Annotated in this window: 16 protein-coding genes; 4 read left to right on the top strand and 12 right to left on the bottom strand. The window is 41.0% G+C overall.

Going from position 1 to position 22001, the window contains the following annotated elements:
- Positions 1–96: 96 nt before the first annotated feature.
- Both MSKOL_RS13665 and MSKOL_RS13660 read left to right on the top strand, forming a co-directional pair.
- Complete coding sequence (locus MSKOL_RS13665) at positions 97–1533, top strand: ADP-dependent glucokinase/phosphofructokinase (RefSeq protein WP_048157122.1); 1437 nt, start codon at positions 97–99, stop codon at positions 1531–1533.
- Positions 1511–2362 (top strand): DNA-3-methyladenine glycosylase, encoded by an 852-nt coding sequence (locus MSKOL_RS13660; RefSeq protein WP_048157119.1) that lies wholly within the window; start codon positions 1511–1513, stop codon positions 2360–2362. The genes MSKOL_RS13665 and MSKOL_RS13660 overlap by 23 nt, the downstream gene beginning before the upstream one ends.
- A gap of 52 nt (positions 2363–2414) precedes the next feature.
- Here the strand turns inward: MSKOL_RS13660 and MSKOL_RS13655 are convergent, their stop codons facing one another.
- From MSKOL_RS13655 to MSKOL_RS13630, 7 genes are all read right to left on the bottom strand, one after another.
- Positions 2415–4232, bottom strand: coding sequence for a hypothetical protein (locus MSKOL_RS13655; RefSeq protein ID WP_231592658.1), 1818 nt, complete (start codon positions 4230–4232; stop codon positions 2415–2417).
- 20 nt (positions 4233–4252) lie between these two features.
- The gene (locus MSKOL_RS21420) at positions 4253–4384 is read right to left on the bottom strand and encodes a hypothetical protein (RefSeq protein ID WP_255351938.1); all 132 of its coding nucleotides are present in this window, start codon (positions 4382–4384) and stop codon (positions 4253–4255) included.
- 83 nt (positions 4385–4467) lie between these two features.
- A complete protein-coding gene (locus tag MSKOL_RS21415; RefSeq protein ID WP_255351937.1) occupies positions 4468–4599 on the bottom strand; it encodes a hypothetical protein in 132 nt (43 codons plus the stop codon).
- A 5-nt stretch (positions 4600–4604) separates the two neighbouring features.
- Complete coding sequence (locus tag MSKOL_RS13650) at positions 4605–5213, bottom strand: class I SAM-dependent methyltransferase (protein ID WP_231592656.1); 609 nt, start codon at positions 5211–5213, stop codon at positions 4605–4607.
- 693 nt (positions 5214–5906) lie between these two features.
- Complete coding sequence (gene lysS / locus MSKOL_RS13640; protein WP_048157110.1) at positions 5907–7454, bottom strand: lysine--tRNA ligase; 1548 nt, start codon at positions 7452–7454, stop codon at positions 5907–5909.
- A 521-nt stretch (positions 7455–7975) separates the two neighbouring features.
- Positions 7976–11491 (bottom strand): PAS domain S-box protein, encoded by a 3516-nt coding sequence (locus tag MSKOL_RS13635; protein ID WP_048157106.1) that lies wholly within the window; start codon positions 11489–11491, stop codon positions 7976–7978.
- A 774-nt stretch (positions 11492–12265) separates the two neighbouring features.
- Complete coding sequence (locus MSKOL_RS13630; RefSeq protein WP_048157103.1) at positions 12266–13123, bottom strand: metallophosphoesterase; 858 nt, start codon at positions 13121–13123, stop codon at positions 12266–12268.
- Between the two features lie 503 nt (positions 13124–13626).
- On the opposite strand from MSKOL_RS13630, the gene MSKOL_RS13625 reads away from it, so the two are divergent.
- A complete protein-coding gene (locus MSKOL_RS13625) occupies positions 13627–14943 on the top strand; it encodes an amidohydrolase family protein (RefSeq protein ID WP_048157101.1) in 1317 nt (438 codons plus the stop codon).
- A 425-nt stretch (positions 14944–15368) separates the two neighbouring features.
- On the opposite strand, the gene MSKOL_RS13620 is transcribed toward MSKOL_RS13625, so the two are convergent.
- From MSKOL_RS13620 to cysS, 3 genes are all read right to left on the bottom strand, one after another.
- Positions 15369–16292 (bottom strand): S16 family serine protease, encoded by a 924-nt coding sequence (locus MSKOL_RS13620; protein ID WP_048158372.1) that lies wholly within the window; start codon positions 16290–16292, stop codon positions 15369–15371.
- Positions 16293–16570: 278 nt separating this feature from the next.
- A complete protein-coding gene (locus MSKOL_RS18860) occupies positions 16571–16825 on the bottom strand; it encodes a CU044_2847 family protein (RefSeq protein WP_229393419.1) in 255 nt (84 codons plus the stop codon).
- A 538-nt stretch (positions 16826–17363) separates the two neighbouring features.
- Complete coding sequence (gene cysS / locus MSKOL_RS13610; protein WP_048157098.1) at positions 17364–18788, bottom strand: cysteine--tRNA ligase; 1425 nt, start codon at positions 18786–18788, stop codon at positions 17364–17366.
- A gap of 174 nt (positions 18789–18962) precedes the next feature.
- Between cysS and MSKOL_RS21410 the strand changes: the two genes are divergently transcribed.
- Complete coding sequence (locus MSKOL_RS21410) at positions 18963–19085, top strand: hypothetical protein (protein ID WP_255351936.1); 123 nt, start codon at positions 18963–18965, stop codon at positions 19083–19085.
- 46 nt (positions 19086–19131) lie between these two features.
- On the opposite strand, the gene MSKOL_RS13605 is transcribed toward MSKOL_RS21410, so the two are convergent.
- Positions 19132–19725 carry a Maf family nucleotide pyrophosphatase gene (locus MSKOL_RS13605; RefSeq protein ID WP_048157096.1) on the bottom strand — a complete coding sequence of 198 codons (594 nt, stop codon included), beginning with the start codon at positions 19723–19725 and terminating at the stop codon, positions 19132–19134.
- Between the two features lie 168 nt (positions 19726–19893).
- On the bottom strand, positions 19894–21909 hold the full coding sequence (locus MSKOL_RS13600) for a cation:proton antiporter (protein ID WP_048157093.1): 2016 nt from the start codon (positions 21907–21909) through the stop codon (positions 19894–19896).
- Between the last annotated feature and the right edge of the window lie 92 nt (positions 21910–22001).

Below are 22001 nucleotides of genomic sequence, written 5' to 3'. Positions count from 1 at the left end.
TTCCACTTGCCTTCCATTTATTTGCCCTCCATCCATTTGCCCTCCACTTATTTGCCTCCACTCGCCTCCTATTTAAGGGATACAGGAACTGGTTAGATGAATATACTTTGCGGATATAATGTCAACATAGATTCGGTGTATAGGATCAGCGGGGCCGAGATGTCGGAACTGCTGGAAACCTTCGAAGAGGCTGAAATTCTTGACAAAATCGAGAACCCTCCCGGAAAAATCTTTTCGGAATCGGATTTTGTAGCAGGGCTTGCCTACTGTATGAAAAATGGATGTGGAGCCGAGTGGCTTGTTTTTGATCAGTCCGTTTTCGAGTTTCTTAAAAGACGCTATTTTGGAAAGTCCCTCGTAAGAATGGGCGGAAATGCAGGAATAATGGCAAATGCTCTTTCCCAGCTAGGAGCTTCCAGAGTAATACCTAATGTTGCAGTGCCCTCTAAAACCCAGCTTTCTCTCTTCTCAAAAAAGGCGATCTATTTCCCGGAACCCACAACGCAGATAACGGAAAACGCAAGGAAAGAACCTGAAGAAAATAAAGGTGCTTTTTCCAGCAGCAAGGAGCCCATACATTTCGTATTTGATTTCTCTGAGGGGGAGACATTTTCCCTTTATGGGAAAGAGGTTCGGGTTCCGAGGGAAAACCGCTTCATAGCTACCTGCGATCATTTGAATCTCAGGCTTTTTGTCAACCCTGCGTTTGAACAGTATGCTCTCCAACACGCCTGCGAGCTCGACGGAGTAATTATATCGGGTTTTCATCTCCTGCTTGAGAACTATCCCAATGGCTGCACTTATAAGACAATTCTTGATGATACTTTCTCTCAGCTAAAAAGCTGGAAAACCAGAAACAATAAGCTTCAGATTCACCTGGAACTCGGACATTTTGCAAGTAAAGAAATTGCAAATTCGGTTTTTCTGAAGTTTGCAAAACTTTCAGATAGCCTTGGAATGAATGAAGACGAGCTTGCAGTGTTTTCTAATTTACACGGCGTTTCCGGAGAGAGACTTCAGCATATGGATGCAGATGCTATATCCAGTGCGGCTTTCAGGCTGGCATCAGGGCACGGGCTTAAGAAGCTCATAATCCATACCAGGGAATTTGTGCTGGCTGTGTTTAAAACCGGTTTTGAGTTTAATTCCAGAGCAGCTTCTGAATTTGAAATTGACGAATCCGAAAGTTCAATTTTGCAGAGGGCAGCCCGAGAAAAGCTTGAATCCCTGGAATTCGGAGTCAGGTGTGCAGGCGTGTATGCAGCTTCAGGCAGGCTTGAAGGGCGGAAATTTGTGGAAGAGGAAGCTTCGAAACTTCAGGAGAGCCCGTTTGGAAGAGAACAGATTGCAGCTTTCGTTAAGGCTTTTAATGGAAATATTCTTGGGCAGGGGGCTTATACTTTGAAGGGGAACTATATTATTTGCATGTTGCCTACAATGCTTTCCAGATCTCCAGTAACCACGGTAGGGCTGGGAGATACGTTAACAGCAGGGACTTTTCTCAGGGGGCTTGAGCTGGACGTACAGGCTTAAACCTGAATTTTTTGACCTCAATTATACTCTCGACTGCGGGCAGGTCTTCCGATGGGTACGAGACGGAGACTGGTGGACAGGCGTTGTCGGAGATCAGGTTATCCGGCTTTCGCAGGACCACGGGCAACTGATTGTCGATTCAAAGCTTCAGCCTGAGTTTCTTACTCGTTATTTCCGCCTGGACGACAACCTGCCTTCTATCTACGAAAGCATAAACCGGGACCTGCTGATCGACAGGGCGATCCGCAAATATCGAGGCCTGCGGCTGATCCGGCAGGACCCCTGGGAATGCCTTATCTCCTATATGCTCTCAACAGCCTCAAACATCCCCACAATCCAGAAAAGAATCTGCCTGCTCAGCCGGTTTTTCGGGCAGGAAATCGAACCGGGATATTTCAGCTTTCCTGGCCCTGAAACTCTTGCAAATGTCGATTCCTCCGAGCTTGACAAGTGCAAGCTGGGCTTCAGGACCCAGAACATAATAGCCGCAGCCGAAGAAGTTGCGTCGGGCGAGCTGGACCTTGATGTTCTTTTTCGCCTGGAATACAGGTATGCGCGGGAACGCCTTATGAGGCTCAGGGGCATTGGAGAAAAGGTTGCTGACTGCGTGCTTCTTTTCGCTTTTGATAAAATGGAAGCCTTTCCAGTTGATACTCACATCAAGCAGATTATCCAGCATTACCATATAGATGACAGTTACTTTGAAACCTGCACAAACATGAGCTGTATGGGGGATTGGGGAAGGGACTATTTCGGACACTACTGCGGGTATGCCCAGGAGTATTTGTATTATCAGAAAAGGATGGAAGGGTTTGTAAGTCTTTATTGAGGTCGTGCAGAAAGCTCTTCTTCAAATTTGAAGAGGACAGGCTTTTATCTAATTATTTACCCTTCTTAAAACGCAAAACTAAATTCTTTAATTCATCAATTTTTTCAGCCACAAGTTTTGGAACATCTGTTTCCATTTCGTAAGAGACAAGTGATGGAATTATCGGAATTGCAACTTTCAGTTTTTGAGTTGTACTCACAGGAGAATACAGTTCATATAGCACTTCATCGATCTTTCCTTTCATTTCGGGAATCTCATTCTTAATTTCTTCCAAATTTCTTTGGATAGTATCAAGATATTCCTGTGGATTTTGCAGTTCATCTACTGATGCTGTTAATCTATCTACTGAAAGCTGCAAATATTTAAATTCGTTTGAAAGTGAAGTTGTTTTTTCTTTGATTTCTTTGATATCTTGTACTACATGATCTGGCATTGAGCTAAACATCGGTACTAGTCCAATAATTCGACAAACTATTTTATACTGTTTTACGAGATCAATTTCATTTCGTATTCCTTCAATTTCCTCAAAAATGTGTTCATAACCTTCTAGGTGTGGCATTCTCAGCCTGAAGATCTGGATTAGATCTTCAATATTTTGTGCCATTTCTCCTTGACTACTAATTTCCCACTTTTGAACTTCTTTACTAATAGCACATGCAATTTCTTCTGTATCAGTTCCTTTCGATTCCTTGCACGCGATTTTTGCTTTCTTTTGGATCTCTTCGAGAAGCTCTTTTAGATTTCTATTCAGAATAGGTAGTCCTTTTCTCATAGCTATTGTTGCAAAAGGTGCTGCTTCTTCAGTATCTCTCATTAGTTCTGCTGCACGATCACAGTACTTTCTATAAAAATTAAGCTCGCATTTTTTCGCCTCTAAATCTAAGTTGTCCAGATTCTGGACTTCTTTCAAGGCATTTGCAAGGTTCTTAACTGTTTCAAAAAGCATCTCTTTGCTTTTTGAGCCTCTAACGGCAACTTTTGCTTCTGCAAGATATTTGTCCACTTCTTCTTTTGCTTCTTGCTTTTTGAAAACAATTGTATGAAATGAACGATAAAAAGGAAGGCAAAATTGAGACGGATTATCCCACCAAGATTCCTTTGCTGCTTTTTCAAAAAATTCAATTGCTGTTTCTAATTCCCTTTTGTAATCTTTTTCCCTTTCTGCTTGAGAAGCCTTGAATATAGAAACTTTCCCGAGAGAGTGATTTGCGGAGGCTCTAATATCACTATCTCCATCAGTGGTTAGTTTAATTAAGTCATTCCATGCCTGTTGTTTATCTAACACTTCTGAAAATACTGAACCAATAACAGAGACGGCCTTACACCTTTTCCAACTATCTTGTTCAGTGGTTAATCTATGTAAGTCATTCCATGCCTTTTGTTTATCCGGCACATGGAGAAACACAGAACCAATAGCAGAGTTAGTCTCAGACCTCATAGACCAGCCTTTATCATTGGTCAATTTAATTAAGTCGTTCCACGCCTTTTGTTTATCCGGTACATGGAGAAATACAGAATCAATTGCAGAGATGGCTTCTGACCTCACAGAGCTATGTTCGTCATTGGTCAATTTAATTAAGTTATTCCACGCCTTTTGTTTATCCGGCACCTGAAAAAACGCAGAACCAAGAGAATATGCGGCCCAAGATCTTACGGAACTGTATTCATTATTGGTCAATTTAATTAGGTCATCCCATGCATGTTGCTTATCTGGCATATCATAAAATGCAGAACCAATAGCAGAGATAGCCCCAGATCTCACAGAACTATGTTCGTCATTTGTCATTTTAGTTAGGTCACTCCACGCCTTTTGTTTATTCGGCATGTGGGAATATACAGAACCAATAACAGAGACAGCCTTAGCCCTCACTGAATTGTTTTTATCACTGGTCAATTTGCGTAAGTCATTATACGCCTGTATTCCCCTTGAATCTTTTTTACATCCATTTCCTCAAAAAACCCTGAAATTCGAATTTTTAACCTGCAAATCCCGGCATCCTCAATAATCTCAAAACCCTTCATTCACGCTCCAATGCACCTGTTTTCCAGGTGAACAGCTCACGAGCCGGTCTTCGAGAAGCTTTTTTTGCCGTCGGGTACTTGCTTCAGGTTTCAAAGACGCATTTTCCGTTTTTGACATTGACTCCGAAAACGCCGTCCTCCACCTGATATTTTTCCTTGAACCTTTTTGATACTTTTTTTAAAATCAGTTGCTTTTCAAGTCTCTTACATTTCAAACATATCATTTTTTGCAAAGATAACCTGCAATAAATCCATCACATTTAACAGATTCAATACAAAAACCAGCGTTTTTCAGGAGACCTTCCATAATCCAATCCAGCGTTGAAAATTCTTCCCTTATGTGAATTTCGGTCTCTTCAGCAAGTTTGTCCCCTGCAGATTTTCTAAGGTCATTTATAATTTTATTAAAATAACTGTCATAATCCAAAATCAGTGAAGGGAAAACAACATCACGTAAGTAGAACTTTCCGCCTTCCTTCAACATTCCGTAGATCCGTCTCAGAGCAATCATTTTCCAGTAGTCTGGAAGGTGGTGTAAAGCTAGTTGAGTGACAATGACATCATAAGGTTCATCGTAATTTTCATATGTTAAAAAGCCAGCATTATAAAATTCGATATTTGTTTTTTTCTGGCCTTCAGCCTTCATTTTCGCAAAATTTATCATCTTTTTCGAAACATCGATAGCCACAACTTTTCTGCAGTGCGCTGAAAATTTGAGTGCCAGTTCCCCTGTCCCAGTTCCGATTTCAAGAAGTAAATCCGTGTCCTTAATATTAATAAGTCCTTGAATACTATTAAATTCACTTTCAATATCTCTCAATTTCTGCATACATAGATCATAAGCCCTGACTTCTTCAAGATCTGTATAGTCTACCCCGACTTGTTTGAATTCATCATAATACCATTGTGGATACTGGTTCATAGCGGTCCTTCCTTTAGTATATCCAATTACCTGAATTCTTTACCTCAACTCCCAGTTTTTGTAGGGAATATATTGAATTGTAGAATTTTATCTAATTCTCTTATTTTCTTAGTAACTTTAATAATTATGTTATTTTCACCATAATTTATGTTTTTACTTTCCTTAAACTTCAACAGTATATCAACTGGTGAAAACCTATCACATACGTCTTCGGTTAAGTTAGTAAGCATGACAAATTGCAGCAATGTCTCAACGTTTATTATCTATTTCAATGAGTTGTAAGCTGGAACAGGGTACAGATTTCATGTAAAGAGGCAAAAATTTAAGGCCGGCTTCTAAGGTCGGCTCCTAATGCAAAATAGATAGCTTTCAGGCAAGAAAATTCCTTAACCGATGACCAATGCAGCAAAATCAAATAATATACTGCCCAGGGAAGGTGCCATTCAGGCTTTTCAGGAGTAAGCTTCTCCGGAATAAAAAAGAAGGGGATTTTCTCCCCAACTGGCCGTCCGCTTAGCAGGACAAACTTGGACCTGCAGAACGAACTCGGACCTATAGAACGAACTCGGACCTGTAGAATAAAATTAAGTCTGAAATCACTCAGTCTTCCCTTTTCATCTGCGGGAAAAGGATTACTTCTTTGATAGAGTCCAGGCCCGCAAGGATCATGGTGAGCCTGTCGATCCCAAGCCCCATGCCGCCTGTAGGGGGCATTCCGTATCCGAGAGCATTTACGAAATCGTAATCGATGGTCTGAGCTTCAAGGTCTCCTAACTTTCTTTTCTTGTCCTGTTCTTCGAACCTTTTTTGCTGTTCAATAGGATCGTTCAGTTCGGAATAACCGTTTGCCAGTTCCCAGCCGTTTAAGAAGAGTTCGAATCTCTCGACAAAGCCCTCTTTTGACCTGTGGTTTTTGGCAAGTGGGGAATTTTCCACAGGGAAATCATAAATGAAAGTCGGGTTTATCAGCTTGTCTTCTACCAGGCCCTCAAATAGCAGGGCAAGGAACTCTCCGTAAGTTTTTGCCTTTTCGTAATCCTCAATCTTGTTATCGATTGCGATTTGTTTCAATTCTTCAAGCGAGTGTGCAAAAACATCAAGTCCAGCATACTCTTTTAAGGCATCTTCCATGGAAATTCTTTTCCAGGGGGTACGGAGATTGAGCGTGTTTTCTCCAATTTTAACTTCATAGCTACCAGTCAGCTTGACCACAAGTTCCGAGATCAGGCCTTCGGTTAAGTCCATCATGTCATTGTAGTCCCTGTAAGCTTCATAGACTTCGATCATGGTGAACTCAGGGTTATGGGTTGTGTCAATATCTTCGTTCCTGAAATTCTTGGAGATCTCAAAGATCTTCTCGTAACCGCCAACAATAAGCCTCTTAAGATAAAGTTCAGGGGCAATTCTAAGGAAGAGTTTCTGCCCGAGACAGTTATGGAAAGTCGTGAAAGGCTTTGCGTTTGCGCCTCCGTAGACATTCTGGAGTATCGGAGTCTCAAATTCCAGGAATTCCCTGTCAGAAAGGAATCGTCTGATCTCGGAGATGAGTTTGCTCCTCATGACGAAAATCTCTCGCTTATCAGCATTGACTATAAGGTCAAGATACCTTTTTCTGTACCTGGTTTCAACGTCTTTTAAGCCGTGGAATTTTTCGGGGAGGGCACAGAGGGATTTTGAGAGAAGGGAAAATTCGGACACGCTGATGGAATTTTCACCCCTTTTTGTCCTGAAAAGTGTGCCCTGAACACCTACGATATCTCCCGAATCGACCAGGGTTTTAAAAGTATTGAAATCCTCATCAGGAAGATTTCCTTTTCTTAAAGTAACCTGAATTCTGCTCCCCTGGTCTCCAAGATCGGCAAATATCATTTTTCCAAGCCTGCGAATATTGTAGAGCCTTCCTGCGGTTCTGACCGTTAAGCCTTCATTCTTTTCAAAGTCCTCGAACTTTTTCTGGATTTCACAGATATCCCCATTCTTTTCAAACTTATAGGGGTATGGGTTAAGTCCCTGGTTTCTGATACCGTTTAGTTTTGTAAGTTTAGAATCATCAAAGACCCTGCTATCTGAAATATCATTACTGTCAGATTCATTGTCAGACGGTACAAGGCTATCTGACATTTTTTCATTGTTAATTTCCATGCTCATCGAATCAGTACATCCTATTCAGGTGAATGCGAATAAACCGCTTAGTAATCGATTAGTGATCAATCAGTAAACCGATAATAAATTATTAACTTGATCAGTAATCATATATAAGTCAGTAAGTAAATTAGCCATGAACAAATCAATAATAAATCAATAATAAATCAATATCAGCTAATCAGCCATTAATTAATCAACCTGAGTGCCCACAACAGAAAAGAATCTTGGAAGGTCTCACGGAGATTTATGAATTCTTAGATATGTAAGTTGCTGGATAGTGAATTTTTTATTCACACTTCCATGGCTGAAAGCTACAAGTGCGAATATCAAGAATAACGACTGTCTATTAGCCTGAGTCCTGACATTTAATTTTTCCATACATCCACGCATATTATATAAACATTGAGAAAACGAGTCCATATATTGATAAATTATTAGTGAAATCATCATTACTTTATGAGAAAAATTAATTTTAAATTCGTTGCAAAACTTCAGATTCTTATTGAAAATGTATCCTGTGTTTATTAATTCATAGACTTCGGATTTTCCACTACACTAAACGTAATTTTAAACTCGACTCCCTGTTTTCTTTTAAGCTCGATTTTCCCGTCCAGCTGGTCAACAAGAATATCTACTAGCTGAAGTCCGAGTGATTCTAGACTCTCTAATTCTAAATTTTCAGGAATTCCTATCCCATTATCTGAAACTGTCAGGCTGAAAAGAGATTTACTTATTTCATCATTGGTCCCTTCCCTGCAAAGCTTAATTCGGACTTCACCTTCCTGGTCTTCAGTAAATGCATGTTTGAGGGAATTGGAAACTAGTTCATTAACAATTATTCCTAACGGGACAGCAGTATCCATATTAAAGAATGCATTTTCTTCCAGATCTGTGAATAGGTTGAGATTTTTACTATAAAGTCTGTAAGTTTGGAAAAGATTTTCAGCCAATTTTTTAAGGTATTCAGAAAAATTCAGAGTGTCAGCTCCTTCTCCTTTATATAGTTCTTCGTGGATGAGAGCCATAGATATAACTCGATTCTGGCTTTCCCTGAAAGCCTCAATAACTTTCGGATTATCGAATTTCTCAGCCTGAAGATCAAGAAGAGAAGAGATAACCTGCAGGTTATTTTTTATCCTGTGGTGGATTTCTTTCTTACGTGCAGTCTCGAGATTTGACAGAGCTTCCTCTGCCTTTTTTTTCTCGGTGATATCGAGAACAAAGGCTAATCCTTCATAAAGCACCTTATTGAAAGTAGCTACCCCTATGATAACAGGTACGTGCGAGCCATCTTTGCGGATGTATTCCTTCTCATAAGGCGTACTTGCACCTTTTGATTTGAGTTCCGCCATGGCATGCTCATCCAATTGACTGTACTCCGGTGGAGTCATCTTATCCCATTTAATCTGCCCAGTCAGCAAGTCTTCGCGAGTGTAACCAACTATCTCCAGGAACTTATCGTTAGCTTCTGTTATCGAACCTTTCAGATTGTAGAAACACACACCGATCATATCTGATTCGTAAAATCGACGTAGACGCGTTTCGCTCTCACGCAGTGCTTCTTCCGCCTTGATACGCTCAGTAACATCTCTTACAATACTTGAGATAGCCACGAGCTTTCCAGATGCGTCAAAAACCGGAGAAAGAGTTATTGAAACATTTATTAAGGTACCGTCCTTTTTCTGCCGAAGAGTTTTGTAATGCCGGATCTTTTCTTTTTGTTTAATCTTTTCAATTAACTGTCTTATTTCCCCTTTGAGATCATCCGGTTCAAGGATTGAGACATTTTTCCCCAGAATTTCTTCAGATGAATAACCATAAATCTGCTCTGCACCCTTATTCCAGCTTGTAATAACACATTCAAGAGACTCAGTTATAATAGCATCATCCGATGATTCCATTGCATTCAACAGTTTCTGTATTTTCTCTTCAGCTTTTTTGCTTTCAGTAATGTCCTGAACTATTCCTTTTATTTTTGTGGGGGTATTCTCACCATTAGACACGAATTCTGATTTTAGATGGACTATGCGTTCTTCCCCATTTGCTAAGACAATCCTGTAATCGATAACAAAAAGATCTTCCTTTGTAGCTTTTTTAAGGGCGTTGCGGTAGTAGTCTAGATCATCGGGATGTATGTAACTTAAATATTCATTGTAAGAAGGTGCTAGCTCTTGAGGATCACGTCCAAAAATACGATACATTTCATCAGACCAGTAGGCTTTATCAGTTTCAATATCCCATTCCCAGTTTCCAATATGAGCCATTTTTTGAGCTTCGGCAAGGCCTTTCTCACTTTCTTTCAATGAATTGTAAGCTTTCTCAAGCTCGATTGTTCGTTCTTTAACTTTTTCTTCTAGATTTTCATGTGCTTTTTTTAGAGCTTCTTCTGCTTTTTTGCGCTTTGTAATATCGTGGACGATACCTCCAATAAAGAGCATCTTGCCGTTTCTATCTTTGGTAACCGTATAATGATCTAAGAACCAGCGATATTTGCCATCCTTATGTTTAAACCGGTACTCCAAAGTTCCAGAGCCAGTATCGTATGCCTGGTCCCGCTTCAAAAGAACTCTGGGACGGTCGTCGGGATGAATGCGATCAAGAATCTCACTGGCATTCACTGCACTCATTTCCTTGGCAGAGAAGCCAGTAATCTTCTCTACCACCGGGCTCATGTAGTCGTATCTGTCAGTCTGAAGGTTTCGCCTGTAAGCAACGTCGAGTGAGTTCTCAAGGACTGAACGGAAACGCTCCTCACTCTCCTGCAGTGCACCCAGAAGTGTTTCACGTTCAGCTAGAGACTGAGCCAGCTTAAGATTGCTGTAGCCTAACTGCGAGATCACGTTGGCAAAAGTTATAAAGAAGGCCATGCCTGTATTCACAGCTTCCCTGCTCAACCGTGGGACTTTCTCAAGTGCTGCTATGTATTCCTCCTCATTGAAACCATATTTTCTGGCCTGGGATCGGAAAAGCTCATAGTCCAGAGGTTCATCTTCAAAAAAGAACTGGCCTGAGAAGATATTGGCAAGGTGTTGACCACCAACTATGATGGGAGTCGCTATGTCCCACATATTGTTTTTGCACTTATATAGCTTGAATTCTCCAGGGGAAACGCCCACAGATAACTTTGTGTCACTCTCTACGCAGTTTTTACAGGCTTCGGGGTGAACCCTGTGGAATTGCGTGCAGATCTCCTGCCATCCTACGCCTACCAGAACATTACCTTTGAGATCATCCAGGCTCATGGGAATGTGAGCAATCTTATAGAAGCAGTCCATCATAAACTGGATCGACTGGGCGTCAATGATATCATTGATTTCCAGTTTACCCACTTCCCGAGAAGGTGAAGGAATATCTTCTAACTTCTGCTTGATGTACTGATCACTCTGGATCAACGCTTTCTCACTCTGGATCAACGCTTTCTCAGTCTGCTTGCAATCAGTCTTATTTTTCTGCCCGGGGTTTTCGATCCTTTCCCACTTTCCTTTCCTTTTAATCAGAGAAAATTGATGGTTAAAAGCTAAATCAATAGTATCTGCTGCACTGCACATGCTAAGAAGATATGAGCACAGAGAGATTATCTGTCGTTCGCCGATATTAATGTCCAGTTTTTTCTCATAATCACCAAAATCATCCCAATATCCTTTTTTCAACCAAGAAGCATTTCCTGCTACCCTGAGTCCTCCATAACCACTGGCTAGAGCTTCACCTAATTTTTCATCCCATCCATTTAAAACTCTCTCAAAATCGAAACTTTCTCCTCTCAAATACCAGGAGTTATAAGGGATAATTTCAATTTGCTTTTTCTCCAGATAAATATCAATATCAGGAACGGCTCTTCTCAAGGCTTCTTTTGCCTCTTCTACTTCCAGGGGTTGTGACGTAACCCAGAGACAAAATTCATTATCTTCCAACCCTGCTTTAAAATAAGGGACAACTATGTCCATTAACTCTTTTTTTGTCTGATAAAACTGGCAGAAATGTGTTCCCCAGGGCACGTCTCCAATAATATCAATACCAGAGTTTCTCAGTGTTTCTCTCATTCCGCACTCCCTGACCACAAAAAATAATTTTAAATCCTGCAGTTAATGTTTGTGAGCAATTATCATTTAGAGACCTGGAGACTATTCTAAATCGTTATTATAGTACTGAGTAGATTAATTATTTCTTTGTAAAAATAGAGAGGTAATTCGCGGACGATTTTAGTGATATGTCAGTAGATAAATAAGTTAATGTAATATTCCAAAACCCTTTGATTCTTCAAGTTTTCACTTGTTTTTAAGTCATTTAAATATTTGGCATGAAAATGCTGCCATCTGCAAGCACTTTCATTGGTTGTGCATGTTATTCAAAGAATATCATGTTTGTTTAGATTAGTAATATGCGCTAAATTTTAAAAAGATTTGGATATTACGGGAATGTTAATACTGAATTGATTCCTAAATAAAACCAGGACAAAAATTGAAAAGCATTTCATTGTGGTTGGAAACTTAAAGTCAGAGTTAGAGACAACTATTTTTATATACAGGCTGCGGTTAGTTGTAACTCAAGCTAAAAAACTATATTTAATGACAAGAGTCCATTATATGACTGGAGCCTAATCTTCTGTCTAATTAAAACTAACTTCTTAAAACTAACTTCTTAAAGCTAACTTCTTAAAGCTAACTTCTTAAAGCTAACTTCTTAAAGCTAAATTCTTGAAGCTAAATTCTTAAAGCTAAATTCTTAAAGCTAAATTCTTAAAGCTAACTTCTTAAAGCTAAATTCTTGAAGCTAAATTCTTAAAGCTAAATTCTTTGTCTACATGCCAGATCATCTTATGTAGAGCCTTTTGAATTCCTGCATCTTCTATTCTGATTCTTGTTTCTAACTCTGGTATGCTTCAGCTTCCGAATATTCCTGAGCAGTCCGAGCCTTGTTCCATCAAGTAAATACACTTCCGAAGCCTCAAGTTTAATTCCACCTGAAGAAAAAGCCGGCCCTAGCAACTCTTCCTGAGTGGACTCGTTAAAAGGCACACCTCCGCATAGCTCGTTAAAAGCCGGCATTACGAAGAGTTCAGGATCTGCCCACTGTGCAGGGTTCTCAAAATCAAGGTTTCCGAAATGGATTTTCAGGACTTCCATATTAAACTTTGTTCTGATCCAGGCAGGTTCAACTACGGAGTAACCAAAGGAATCTGTAAAACGAATAGTGGGATGATTATGGGCGGTGACTGCATGAGATACAGCCAGTATTTCAGATGCAGGCCAGGTATGCCCATGAAAAAATCCTGTTCCGTCAATAACTGCACCGCGTGCGGAATGAACCCTTATATCCTTGTGCCTGTTGAAAAGAAGTTCGATTCCTCCATCATGGTTTCCGGGGATAATATCAACGTGTGTATGTTCTGCAAGTGTTTCGAGGAAGCGAGGAATTTCGTCTTTCTCCTGCCAGGAGACCTTAGGAACATTATGTTTCACGTCCCCAAGAAGTATTACTCTATCAGGGGAATTTGCCTGGATATAGCCAAGAAGCCTGTCCAGTCTCCCTTTCATCTGGCTGGGCAAATTGATCCCGCTCCTGTAAAGGTCCCACTCGATTCCGAGGTGGATGTCTGCAACTACCAGTGAGGTTTCTGTGTTCCTGACGATGAGGGCGGGTTCTTCAAGGATTGGGGTGATTTCGGGTGGCATAGTCGATAAAAGGTTGTTTTTCAGGATTTGAAAAAATTATTCTTTCTGAAAAGAAAACTATTCTTGGAAATAAAGTATGACTTTTCAAACCTGTAGTAATATGTAGTTTACGATATTTAAATGGTCGGGACTGAACTGTATATAATAGGTAGAGGAAAATATCATGATACAAAACGCGATTCTTGTAAAAAATCCGAAAACCAAGAAGAACCAGAAGATAGTAGAGAGAAGAACAAAAAGTACGATCAACCAACCGCCTTATCGTCGTTGTCCCGTGTTTTCCTGCAACCTAAGGCCTACTATTACTCCAAATAAGAGAAGTATAAGTATTACAACTCTCTGAACCAGATAAGCTGCACAAGATACCAAATTGTTTGCTGTCCGTTAGAACGCAATTTTATATTCCAAAAACCTATATATGCTGCCATTTATATATATAAAATTGAATAATATAATTTTTATCCATTGAAACAGGGGGAAATTTCAGATGGGGGTAAAGGAAAATGGGAGCAACAACACCGGCTAATCAGGCAGCCAAACCAAAGACTCTTTTTACCAATGTTCACGTCTTCGACGGCGTGCACGAGAAGCGCATCGAAAACGCCTACGTTCTTGTTGAAGGTAATCTGATCAAGCAGATCTCGGCCCAGAAGATCACCGCTGACGGCGCGATGGTGATCAACGGCGGGGGGCGCACGCTGATTCCCGGGCTCATCGATGCCCACTGGCACACCATGTTCTGTTTCTGGCCTATCAGCAAAATACTTAGTTCCGATTTCGGCCTTCTCAGCATAGCGGCCGCCAAATCGGCTGGAGAAACCCTTCTGCGCGGCTTCACAACGGTGAGGGATGCCGGTGCCAATGTTTTCTCGATAAAGAAGGCTAATGATGAGGGTTTGATCGACGGCCCTCGAGTTTATCCTGCCGGCGCATATATCAGCCAGACCTCCGGTCACGGCGATTTCCGTGGCCCTAATGATGTACCTGAGAATCCAGGCACTCCGCTCGACTACATGCAGCGAGTCGGGCACGTGTTGATCGCAGATGGGGTGCCAGAGGTGATTAAGCGCACCCGGGAGGTGCTTCGCATGGGTGCCAGCCATATCAAGGCCATGGCAGGCGGCGGCGTGACTTCACTTTATGATCCGCTCGATGTCACGGAATACACCTTCGAGGAGATGAAGGCGATCTGCGACGTTGCCAAGACCTGGAACACCTATGTCATGATCCACGCCAATACCGACGAGGCCATCCGGCAGTGGATAGAAGCCGGTGCCCTATCCGTCGAACACGGTTTCTTCATTGAGGAGGAAACAGCGAAACTGATGGCAGAAAAGGGCGTTTGGTGGAGTATGCAACCGATGTCGGTTGGTGACGAAGACGCTTTCAAATTCGAGAATCCTATTAGCACGGCCAAGTATGCGCAATGTGTTGCCGGCCTGGAGAAAGTCATCGCGCTCACCAAAAAGTACAAGGTCAAAACCGCCTTCGGCACCGACATGCTGTTCGACCCCGCGCTCGCCGCGAAACAGGGCAAATTCCTGGCCAAGATGAAGAAGTGGTACACACCCTATGAAGCTCTGAAAATGGCCACTCACGATAATGCCCAGCTGATCAAACTTTGCGGCCCGCGCGATCCCTATCCCGGAGAATTAGGCGTGGTGAAGGAAGGCGCGCTTGCCGACCTGCTGCTTGTGGACGGGAATCCGCTGCAAAACATAGACCTTGTCGCGGACCCGGACAAGAACTTCGTGGTGATCATGAAGGACGGGAAGATCTACAAGAACATTCTCCATGAAAGAACCCAGAACAATAAATGAGAGGAGGGTCAAAATGAGAAGTGTTGACAAGGAAGGGAAAATCAGAATTGCCTTGGCCGGTCTGTTTGAAGAAGTGAATACTTTTGCTCAGGAATAACCTTTTTTTAATAACGCTCAGTGCTCATCTTAACTCTTTTTCCGAAAACTTTTCGACCCTTTCCTAGAGCTTTTTATCATTTTCCGCATCTCTATAACTCGCCCTGTACTTCAAAAATCCTGCCATACATGTATCTTCGTTTGTCTTCGAGAAGATAATTTCCACTAACATCTTCGTCGCCCTAGCTTTCTGTATCGTCTGGGGAATCACCAAGGACTGTTCTATTCCTGGGAACTATACCGTCAAACAGGAGAACGTGATCATTCCGGGGATAAAAAGAATCCCCGGAAAAACAATCTGAGTTACAGTAAATATTCGAATCCATATTTTATTTCTCATATTTAAGTACATCATCAATAGTATCCACATACTCGATGTTGATTCCCACCTCTTTCTCTATGTACTCTTTAGCATCTACGACTTCAGACTGCTTCTCAATGACATTAAAACCGCCAAGCTTCCTTTCTACATATTTATATGTAACAAGCTGGTTGTTTTCCTTCGGAATGAGGAAAAGGGTTTTACCCCCGACTTTTGCTGCCTTAGCTTTTTCCAGAACTCCACCTATCTGACCGATATTGCCTTCATCGTCAATCGTGCCTGTAAGGGTTATACTATTGTTCAGTTTGGTATTGTTATCAATGGCTGAAATCGTAAGCAGGGTCATGAGAGCTCCTGCGCTGGGACCATCGACTCCCGGAGTTTCATTCGAAGCGGTAATGCTGAAAATAATATCACTGCTTGACATTTGTCTACCGGTTTTGTTTTCAGCGACGAAAACTGCAGTGTTTGCAGCATCCTGAAAGACCACACCCATCAGAGGAGTTGTCTGGACAAGCACACGGCCTTTTCCAGACTGGATCTCAGTTGAGATATTGAGCAAAGCTCCTTCCTCAGAAACATTTTTCCATATAAAGGAACCTGATCTCTCAAGTTTTACTTTCTGGAAAACCGCAGGTCCCTGGAGAGTAGCAAAGCCTTCAACCCCTGCAGGACATATTTGAGAGCCATTTTCAAGCTCAAAGACTCTTTCGCGATAGGACTTTAACTGAGAAGCATAAGACTGAAGCGATTCATTACTCTGATTTATCTGTGTCTTAAGGTTTTTATTTTCCGTTTCAAGGGAATTTATTTGAGTCTGCATTTCTTGGACCTGTTTTCCCTCAAAGGAAGGCTGTTCTTCAAACAGGACAAAGTAAGCGTTTGCAAAAAGCGAAATAACCAGTAAAAAAACAAGAAGTTTGGACTTCATACCACCTATCACTTTCGATTTGCTTCTTTAGATCATACTTATTCTTCCTTATGGAAACCATGCCTGAAAACTGCAAGAGACATTTAGAACATATAATCACAGATTTAACTTAAAGACCCAATGGTAAATATGTTAGTTACAGATAAATGAATATGTTGATTACAAAGAAGTGAATACTCTGTTTTCCAATAGATGAATACATGGATTCAGGAAGCCCTCTATTCGAATCCATAAGTTTAAACTAAGAATTTATATAAGTGTATATGCCGAGTTCAACCTTACTTTTCAGGGATTTCCTTCTCAGTCTCCTCTCCTTTATCCTTCCACATTAACATTACTTTCAGGTTTTTCTCATTTTCCGATTTGGTGATAACTGCCTTTCCATTCATTGTCAGCAGTAAGTTAAAAGTCAGTTCCATCTGAGATGGTCTGAACTCAGGGGGAGTGTCCTCCAGATTGCCTACAACTTTTTTAGAAATCTCCTTAATCATAAGCATCGCGTTATCAACCGATTCTGTGGATTTCTCTTCCAGGGCTTTAGGAGATACGAGCGCAAATTTTTTTATTGTACCTGGAGCATGCCCCAGTTCGGCTAGAATATACCCTGCTTTTAAAGCCTCCCTGCCGGAATTCTCAACAACTTTTTCATTAACAGTGACTTTTTCATCAACAGTTACTTTATCCAGAAACTGTTCCCCCCATTAGACGATATGGGTGCATCTCACAGAAAAAGAGAGTACAACCCTGAGTAAGAATAGATTAACGTAAATAAAATAGTATATAAATGAATAAATAATTATGGTTCTTCGTTGTTTTGTGTGGATATCCTCATAATATTCTCATGATATTCTCATGATATTCTCATGATATTCTCATAATGTTCTCATAATATTCTCATAATATTCTCATAATATTCTCATAATATTCTCATAATATTCTCATAATATTCTCATAATATCCTCATAAAAACCAATGAGGTCTTGAATTGAAAATCATTCTATCCATAGGGAATGACGAAGAGCCATGATCGTTTTGAGAATTCGAGTTAAAGAAGTTCATACCTTAAATACTTTATACACTTTCTTCGGCTTCTTTTACATTGGGCCCTTCTTTTGTATCCTGTACAATATATCCCATAGATTTTATTTTTTCTCTGATAGCGTCTGAAACTGCCCAGTCTTTCTTTTTTCTGGCAGCTTCACGCTCTTCAACCAGTTCCATCACTTCTGTGGGGATTTTCTTTTTTTCTGACTCGTAAAAGAGACCCAGAGCATCCGAAAACTGTCTGTATAGAGAATAGAGCTTTTCAAGGACCTGTCGATTTTTTTCGGATTCAAGATACCTGTTAGCTGTACGTGAAAGTTCTTTAAAAACCGTTAGGGCTTTCGGGGTATTGAAATCGTCTTCAAGAGCTTCCCTGAACTGGATATCAAGTTCAGGAAGGGTATTAAGAACCTCTTCGTCTCCAGGATAAGCTGCATCCTCTGCGCTTTCCAGGCTAAATTCAAGGTTCTCGAGCGTTTCTTTAAGCTTTAAGTAATTATTTTTAGCATTTTCTGCAAAGGCATCGGAATAGTCAAGCTTTTTACGGTAGTGGACTGAGAGAAACATAAAGCGTACAACTTCCCCACCGTACTTCTCGACAATCTCGGGCAGGGTGAAGACGTTTCCTTTGGACTTGCTCATCTTTTCTCCTTCAACTATGAGGTGTTCTCCATGAATCCAGTTGCATGAAAACGGTTTTCCGGTTGCCCCTTCCGATTGCGCAATCTCATTTTCGTGGTGAGGAAAAATAAGGTCCACTCCTCCTAAATGCATATCCAGAGTGGGCCCGAAGCAGTTCATGGCCATTGCCGAGCATTCGATATGCCATCCAGGACGGATTTTTCCCCATGGACTCTCATAATAAATTCCCCTTTCGATTTCCTCAGGGATTGAAGCTTTCAGGAGAGCGAAATCACGGGGATTGTCTTTATCATATTCATCCACATCCACCGACGCGCCAATTATAATGTTATCAAAATCAAGCTTTGAGAGTTTGCCATAATCCGGAAATGCTGAGATTCTGTAATAGACCGACCCGCCTTTTTCATAAGCCATCCCTTTATCTATCAGCTTTTGCGTAAGTCCAATCATGCTGTCAACATTTTCCGTAGCTCTAGGGTAAGCTGAGGCCCTTTTTATGTTCAGCATATCAAGGCCTTTAAAAAACTCTGCCGTATATTTATCCGTAAAATCCTTAAGTGACATTCCGGCTGCTTTCGAATCCCTGATGGTTTTGTCATCTATATCAGTAATGTTCATTACAATTTTTACTTTATATCCAAGGTACTCAAGACTTCTCACAATATTATCTGCCATCAGAAAAGTACGATAGTTGCCTATATGCGGCATGTTGTAAACTGTAGGCCCGCAGGCGTAAATCGAAACTTCACCTTCCTTTAACGGTTTGAAAATCTCTTTCTTTCGTGTAAGGGTATTGTAAACCTGGAGCATCCGGAACGCCTCTGGAAATTTAAGTACCTGAATATTTTGTTAGAACACTTGCTAAAGTGAGACTAAATCTCTTTAATCTATGGGAATTCAATTTAAGAGTTATTCTAATTCCTGTATTGTTACCTAATTGTTAAGAAATGCTTTATTACTTTTGCCGCAAGCCTTTTAAAAAAATTGTTTGCCCGCAACCCTTTTGAGAAAAGGCTTGACCGCAACCCTTTTCAAAAAAGGCTTGACCGAAAACCCCAAGAACCGTTTGAGTCTGATAACCTTATCCCCAAACCCTATCCGGCGTGATCAACCGGCGCAACGGTTGCGGGTCAACGGTTGCAGCTCAACGGTTTCAGGGCAAATTTCCCTCAAATATAGATACTCCAGATTTCTGCAAGATCTTTCCCAACCGGAAAAGAGGAAGGCCGACAACATTAAAAAAGTCTCCTTCGATCCTTTTCACAAAGGCTGCCCCTTTTCCCTGAACAGCAAAAGCCCCTGCTTTATCAAGGGGTTCTCCTGTTCTGACATAGGCTGAAATCTGTTCATTGCTTATTTCGTCCATCCAGACTGTCGTGGATTCCAATTCGGTGATTTCTGTCTCGCTGTCAAGGTCAAAGACTGTAAGCCCGGTTATAACCAGGAATCGCTGTCCGCTTAAGAGTTTCAGCATTCTCTCTGCTTCTTCGGAAGATTCTGGCTTTCCCATAAGTTCTCCATTAAAAAGCACCGAAGTATCAGCAGAAATTACAAGCCCGGAATTGAAGTGTTTAGCCACGTCTCTGGCTTTTCCGGTGGAGTGCCTTAAGACAAGTTCTTCAGGGGGCAGACCAGGGTAGGTAGATTCCATATAGGAACTGGAATAGACCCGGAAATTATCGCCTATAAGCTGTTTAAGCAGTTCTTGTCGCCTCGGAGATGCAGACGCGAGAATAATCTGACGCATTGGAAGAACTCAGGATGCATGGAATATATTTGTGTTGTAGATAGAGGAGACATTGAAATTAATTAGTGAAATTTTAATTAGTGAAATTTTAATTAGTGAAATTTTAATTAGTGAAATTTTAATTAGTGAAATTTTAATTAGTGAAATTTTAATTAGTGAAATTGTTGATTATCCGCGAATACTTTCAAAGAACCTCCTTATATTGCAGAGATCCTCAGGTTTTCCCAGAAGGATGCAGGCATCTTTTGCATGAAGGATGAAATTGCCTTCTGGAGTGTAAATCAGATCCGAGCCTCTGCGAACCGAAAGTACTGTAACTCCGTGCTTTGTCCTGAAATTCAGGTCTGCAAGGGCTTTTCCATCGAAACTTGAACCATCCTCTACTTTGAGAACCTGAATATCAACTCCCGGAAGCCCGTCTTTTATATTGAACTCGCTATCACCACATGTATTCCCGGACAATTTCCGCAGCATCCGGTAGCCATTAGCTCGCACATCATTTACGAGTTTTTCAATGTCTTCTCTTGGAACCAGATACTTTTCCAGCACGCGGACAAAGATTTCTACTGAAGTTTCATACTCCTCGGGGATGATTTCATCAGCTCCCAGGGAATTAAGGCGTTTCATTTCCTGTAGATCTCTCACCTTTGCGATGATGCAGATGTTCGGATTCAATTTTTTTGCAATTTCTACTATCTTACCTGTGGCATTTGAATCCGATATCCCTATAATAAGAACTCTTGCATTCTTAACGCCTGCATGTTCCAGTACAACCTCAAAGGTTGCATCTCCATAGTGGATGTTCTCCCCTTTCTGCTTTTCCTGGACAACAGTTTCAGGGTTTGCTTCTACGATAATATAAGGGATGCCTGCTGCTTTTGCAGCCTTCGATACTGTTCTTCCGGAAAAACCAAAACCTACGATGATTAAATGATCTTTCATTTCAGGCTCGGCCTGTTCTTCCTCTTTAATAGGTTTTGAATATAATCCATGTATTAGCTTCATGCCATTGGTTGTTTCTGAAACTTTTGTGACAAGGAAATCGATAGGCTTGTAGGAAGAATTAATCAAAAAAGGCGTAACTCCCATGGTAATTATAGAAACTGCAAGAAATGCCTGGTAAGTATCTTCAGTCATGAGAGAATATTCCACCCCCAATCGGGATAGAACAAAAGAAAATTCTCCTACCTGAGACAACGCAAACCCTGTCAATATAGCTGTACGGAGCGGGTAGCCGAGAAGAAATGTTATAGTCACTCCTGCTATTGATTTGATAAAAATTAAGGCAATTGAAGCAAGAATCAGGATAGAGAGATGATCAAGCAAATATCCGATGTTCAAGAGCATCCCTACAGACACAAAAAAGAAACTCATGAACATATCTCTCAAAGGTACAATATTGCCCATTGCTTGCTGGCTGTATTGGGAACCTGATATGACAATCCCAGCTAAAAACGCGCCAAGAGCAAGAGACAGTCCGATACTTGAGGTAAAGAGAGCGGTAGAAAGGCAGATAAAGACAACACTGACAAGGAATAACTCTTTATTGCCTGTCCTGCCCACATGGTAGAATATATAGGGAATCAAAAATTTGGCACTCAGGATAAAAACCAGAATGACCAGTGAACCTTTGAGAAAAACGGTTGAAAGCGAACCTTCAAAATTTAGAGAATCTCCAGCCAATAACGGGGTAATCAGAATTAGGGGAACGATAGCGAGGTCCTGAAATATCAAAATTGCAAGTGAGGTTTTCCCATGTTGTGTATAAACTTCGTTTCTGTCCTGGAGGACTTTGAGTACTATTGCAGTACTGCTAAGCGAAATTAAGAATCCTATAAAGGCAGATGTAGCTGAGCTGAAGCCTAGAGAAGAACATAATATGAGGACCAGAAACGTAGTTAAAAGGATCTGGAGAGTTCCACCCAAAAATAAAGCCTTTTTCATCTTCCATAGTTCTTTTAAGGAGAGGTCAACTCCAATTGTAAAGAGCAAAAAGATTACACCGAGATCGGCATTCAGTTCATTCTGTCCTCCATTGAGAATACCAAGCCCATATGGACCAATCAGCATTCCGGTTACAAGAAAACCGAGTACAGGAGGGACTTGAAATCTGTAGAAAATCGTGAGAATCAAAATAGCAAAGCCAAGAAGTACGTCAACGTTTGCCAGTAAAGAGGATACCATTTATTTTGCTCCTCCATATGTTGAAATAGGGCTATTTGAGCCTTTAGAATTCTTGAAAAACCTAAGATAGACCCGAGAACTAAGTATTAAGA

The sequence above is a fragment of the Methanosarcina sp. Kolksee genome (assembly GCF_000969945.1).
Taxonomy (GTDB): domain Archaea; phylum Halobacteriota; class Methanosarcinia; order Methanosarcinales; family Methanosarcinaceae; genus Methanosarcina; species Methanosarcina vacuolata.
The sequence above is the reverse complement of the archived record's forward strand: the minus strand, read 5'-3'. Positions and strand labels throughout refer to the sequence as shown.

Excerpts from the sequence above, each read along its gene's own strand:
- MSKOL_RS13665 (WP_048157122.1), top strand. The coding sequence starts at position 97 with ATGAATATACTTTGCGGATATAATGTCAACATAGATTCGGTGTATAGG.
- MSKOL_RS21420 (WP_255351938.1), bottom strand. The coding sequence starts at position 4,384 with ATGAAGGGTTTTGAGATTATTGAGGATGCCGGGATTTGCAGGTTAAAA.
- MSKOL_RS13650 (WP_231592656.1), bottom strand. The coding sequence starts at position 5,213 with ATGCAGAAATTGAGAGATATTGAAAGTGAATTTAATAGTATTCAAGGA.
- lysS (WP_048157110.1), bottom strand. The coding sequence starts at position 7,454 with ATGAGCATGGAAATTAACAATGAAAAAATGTCAGATAGCCTTGTACCG.
- MSKOL_RS13635 (WP_048157106.1), bottom strand. The coding sequence starts at position 11,491 with ATGAGAGAAACACTGAGAAACTCTGGTATTGATATTATTGGAGACGTG.
- MSKOL_RS13630 (WP_048157103.1), bottom strand. The coding sequence starts at position 13,123 with ATGCCACCCGAAATCACCCCAATCCTTGAAGAACCCGCCCTCATCGTC.
- MSKOL_RS13625 (WP_048157101.1), top strand. The coding sequence starts at position 13,627 with ATGGGAGCAACAACACCGGCTAATCAGGCAGCCAAACCAAAGACTCTT.
- MSKOL_RS13620 (WP_048158372.1), bottom strand. The coding sequence starts at position 16,292 with ATGAAGTCCAAACTTCTTGTTTTTTTACTGGTTATTTCGCTTTTTGCA.
- cysS (WP_048157098.1), bottom strand. The coding sequence starts at position 18,788 with ATGCTCCAGGTTTACAATACCCTTACACGAAAGAAAGAGATTTTCAAA.
- MSKOL_RS13605 (WP_048157096.1), bottom strand. The coding sequence starts at position 19,725 with ATGCGTCAGATTATTCTCGCGTCTGCATCTCCGAGGCGACAAGAACTG.
- MSKOL_RS13600 (WP_048157093.1), bottom strand. The coding sequence starts at position 21,909 with ATGGTATCCTCTTTACTGGCAAACGTTGACGTACTTCTTGGCTTTGCT.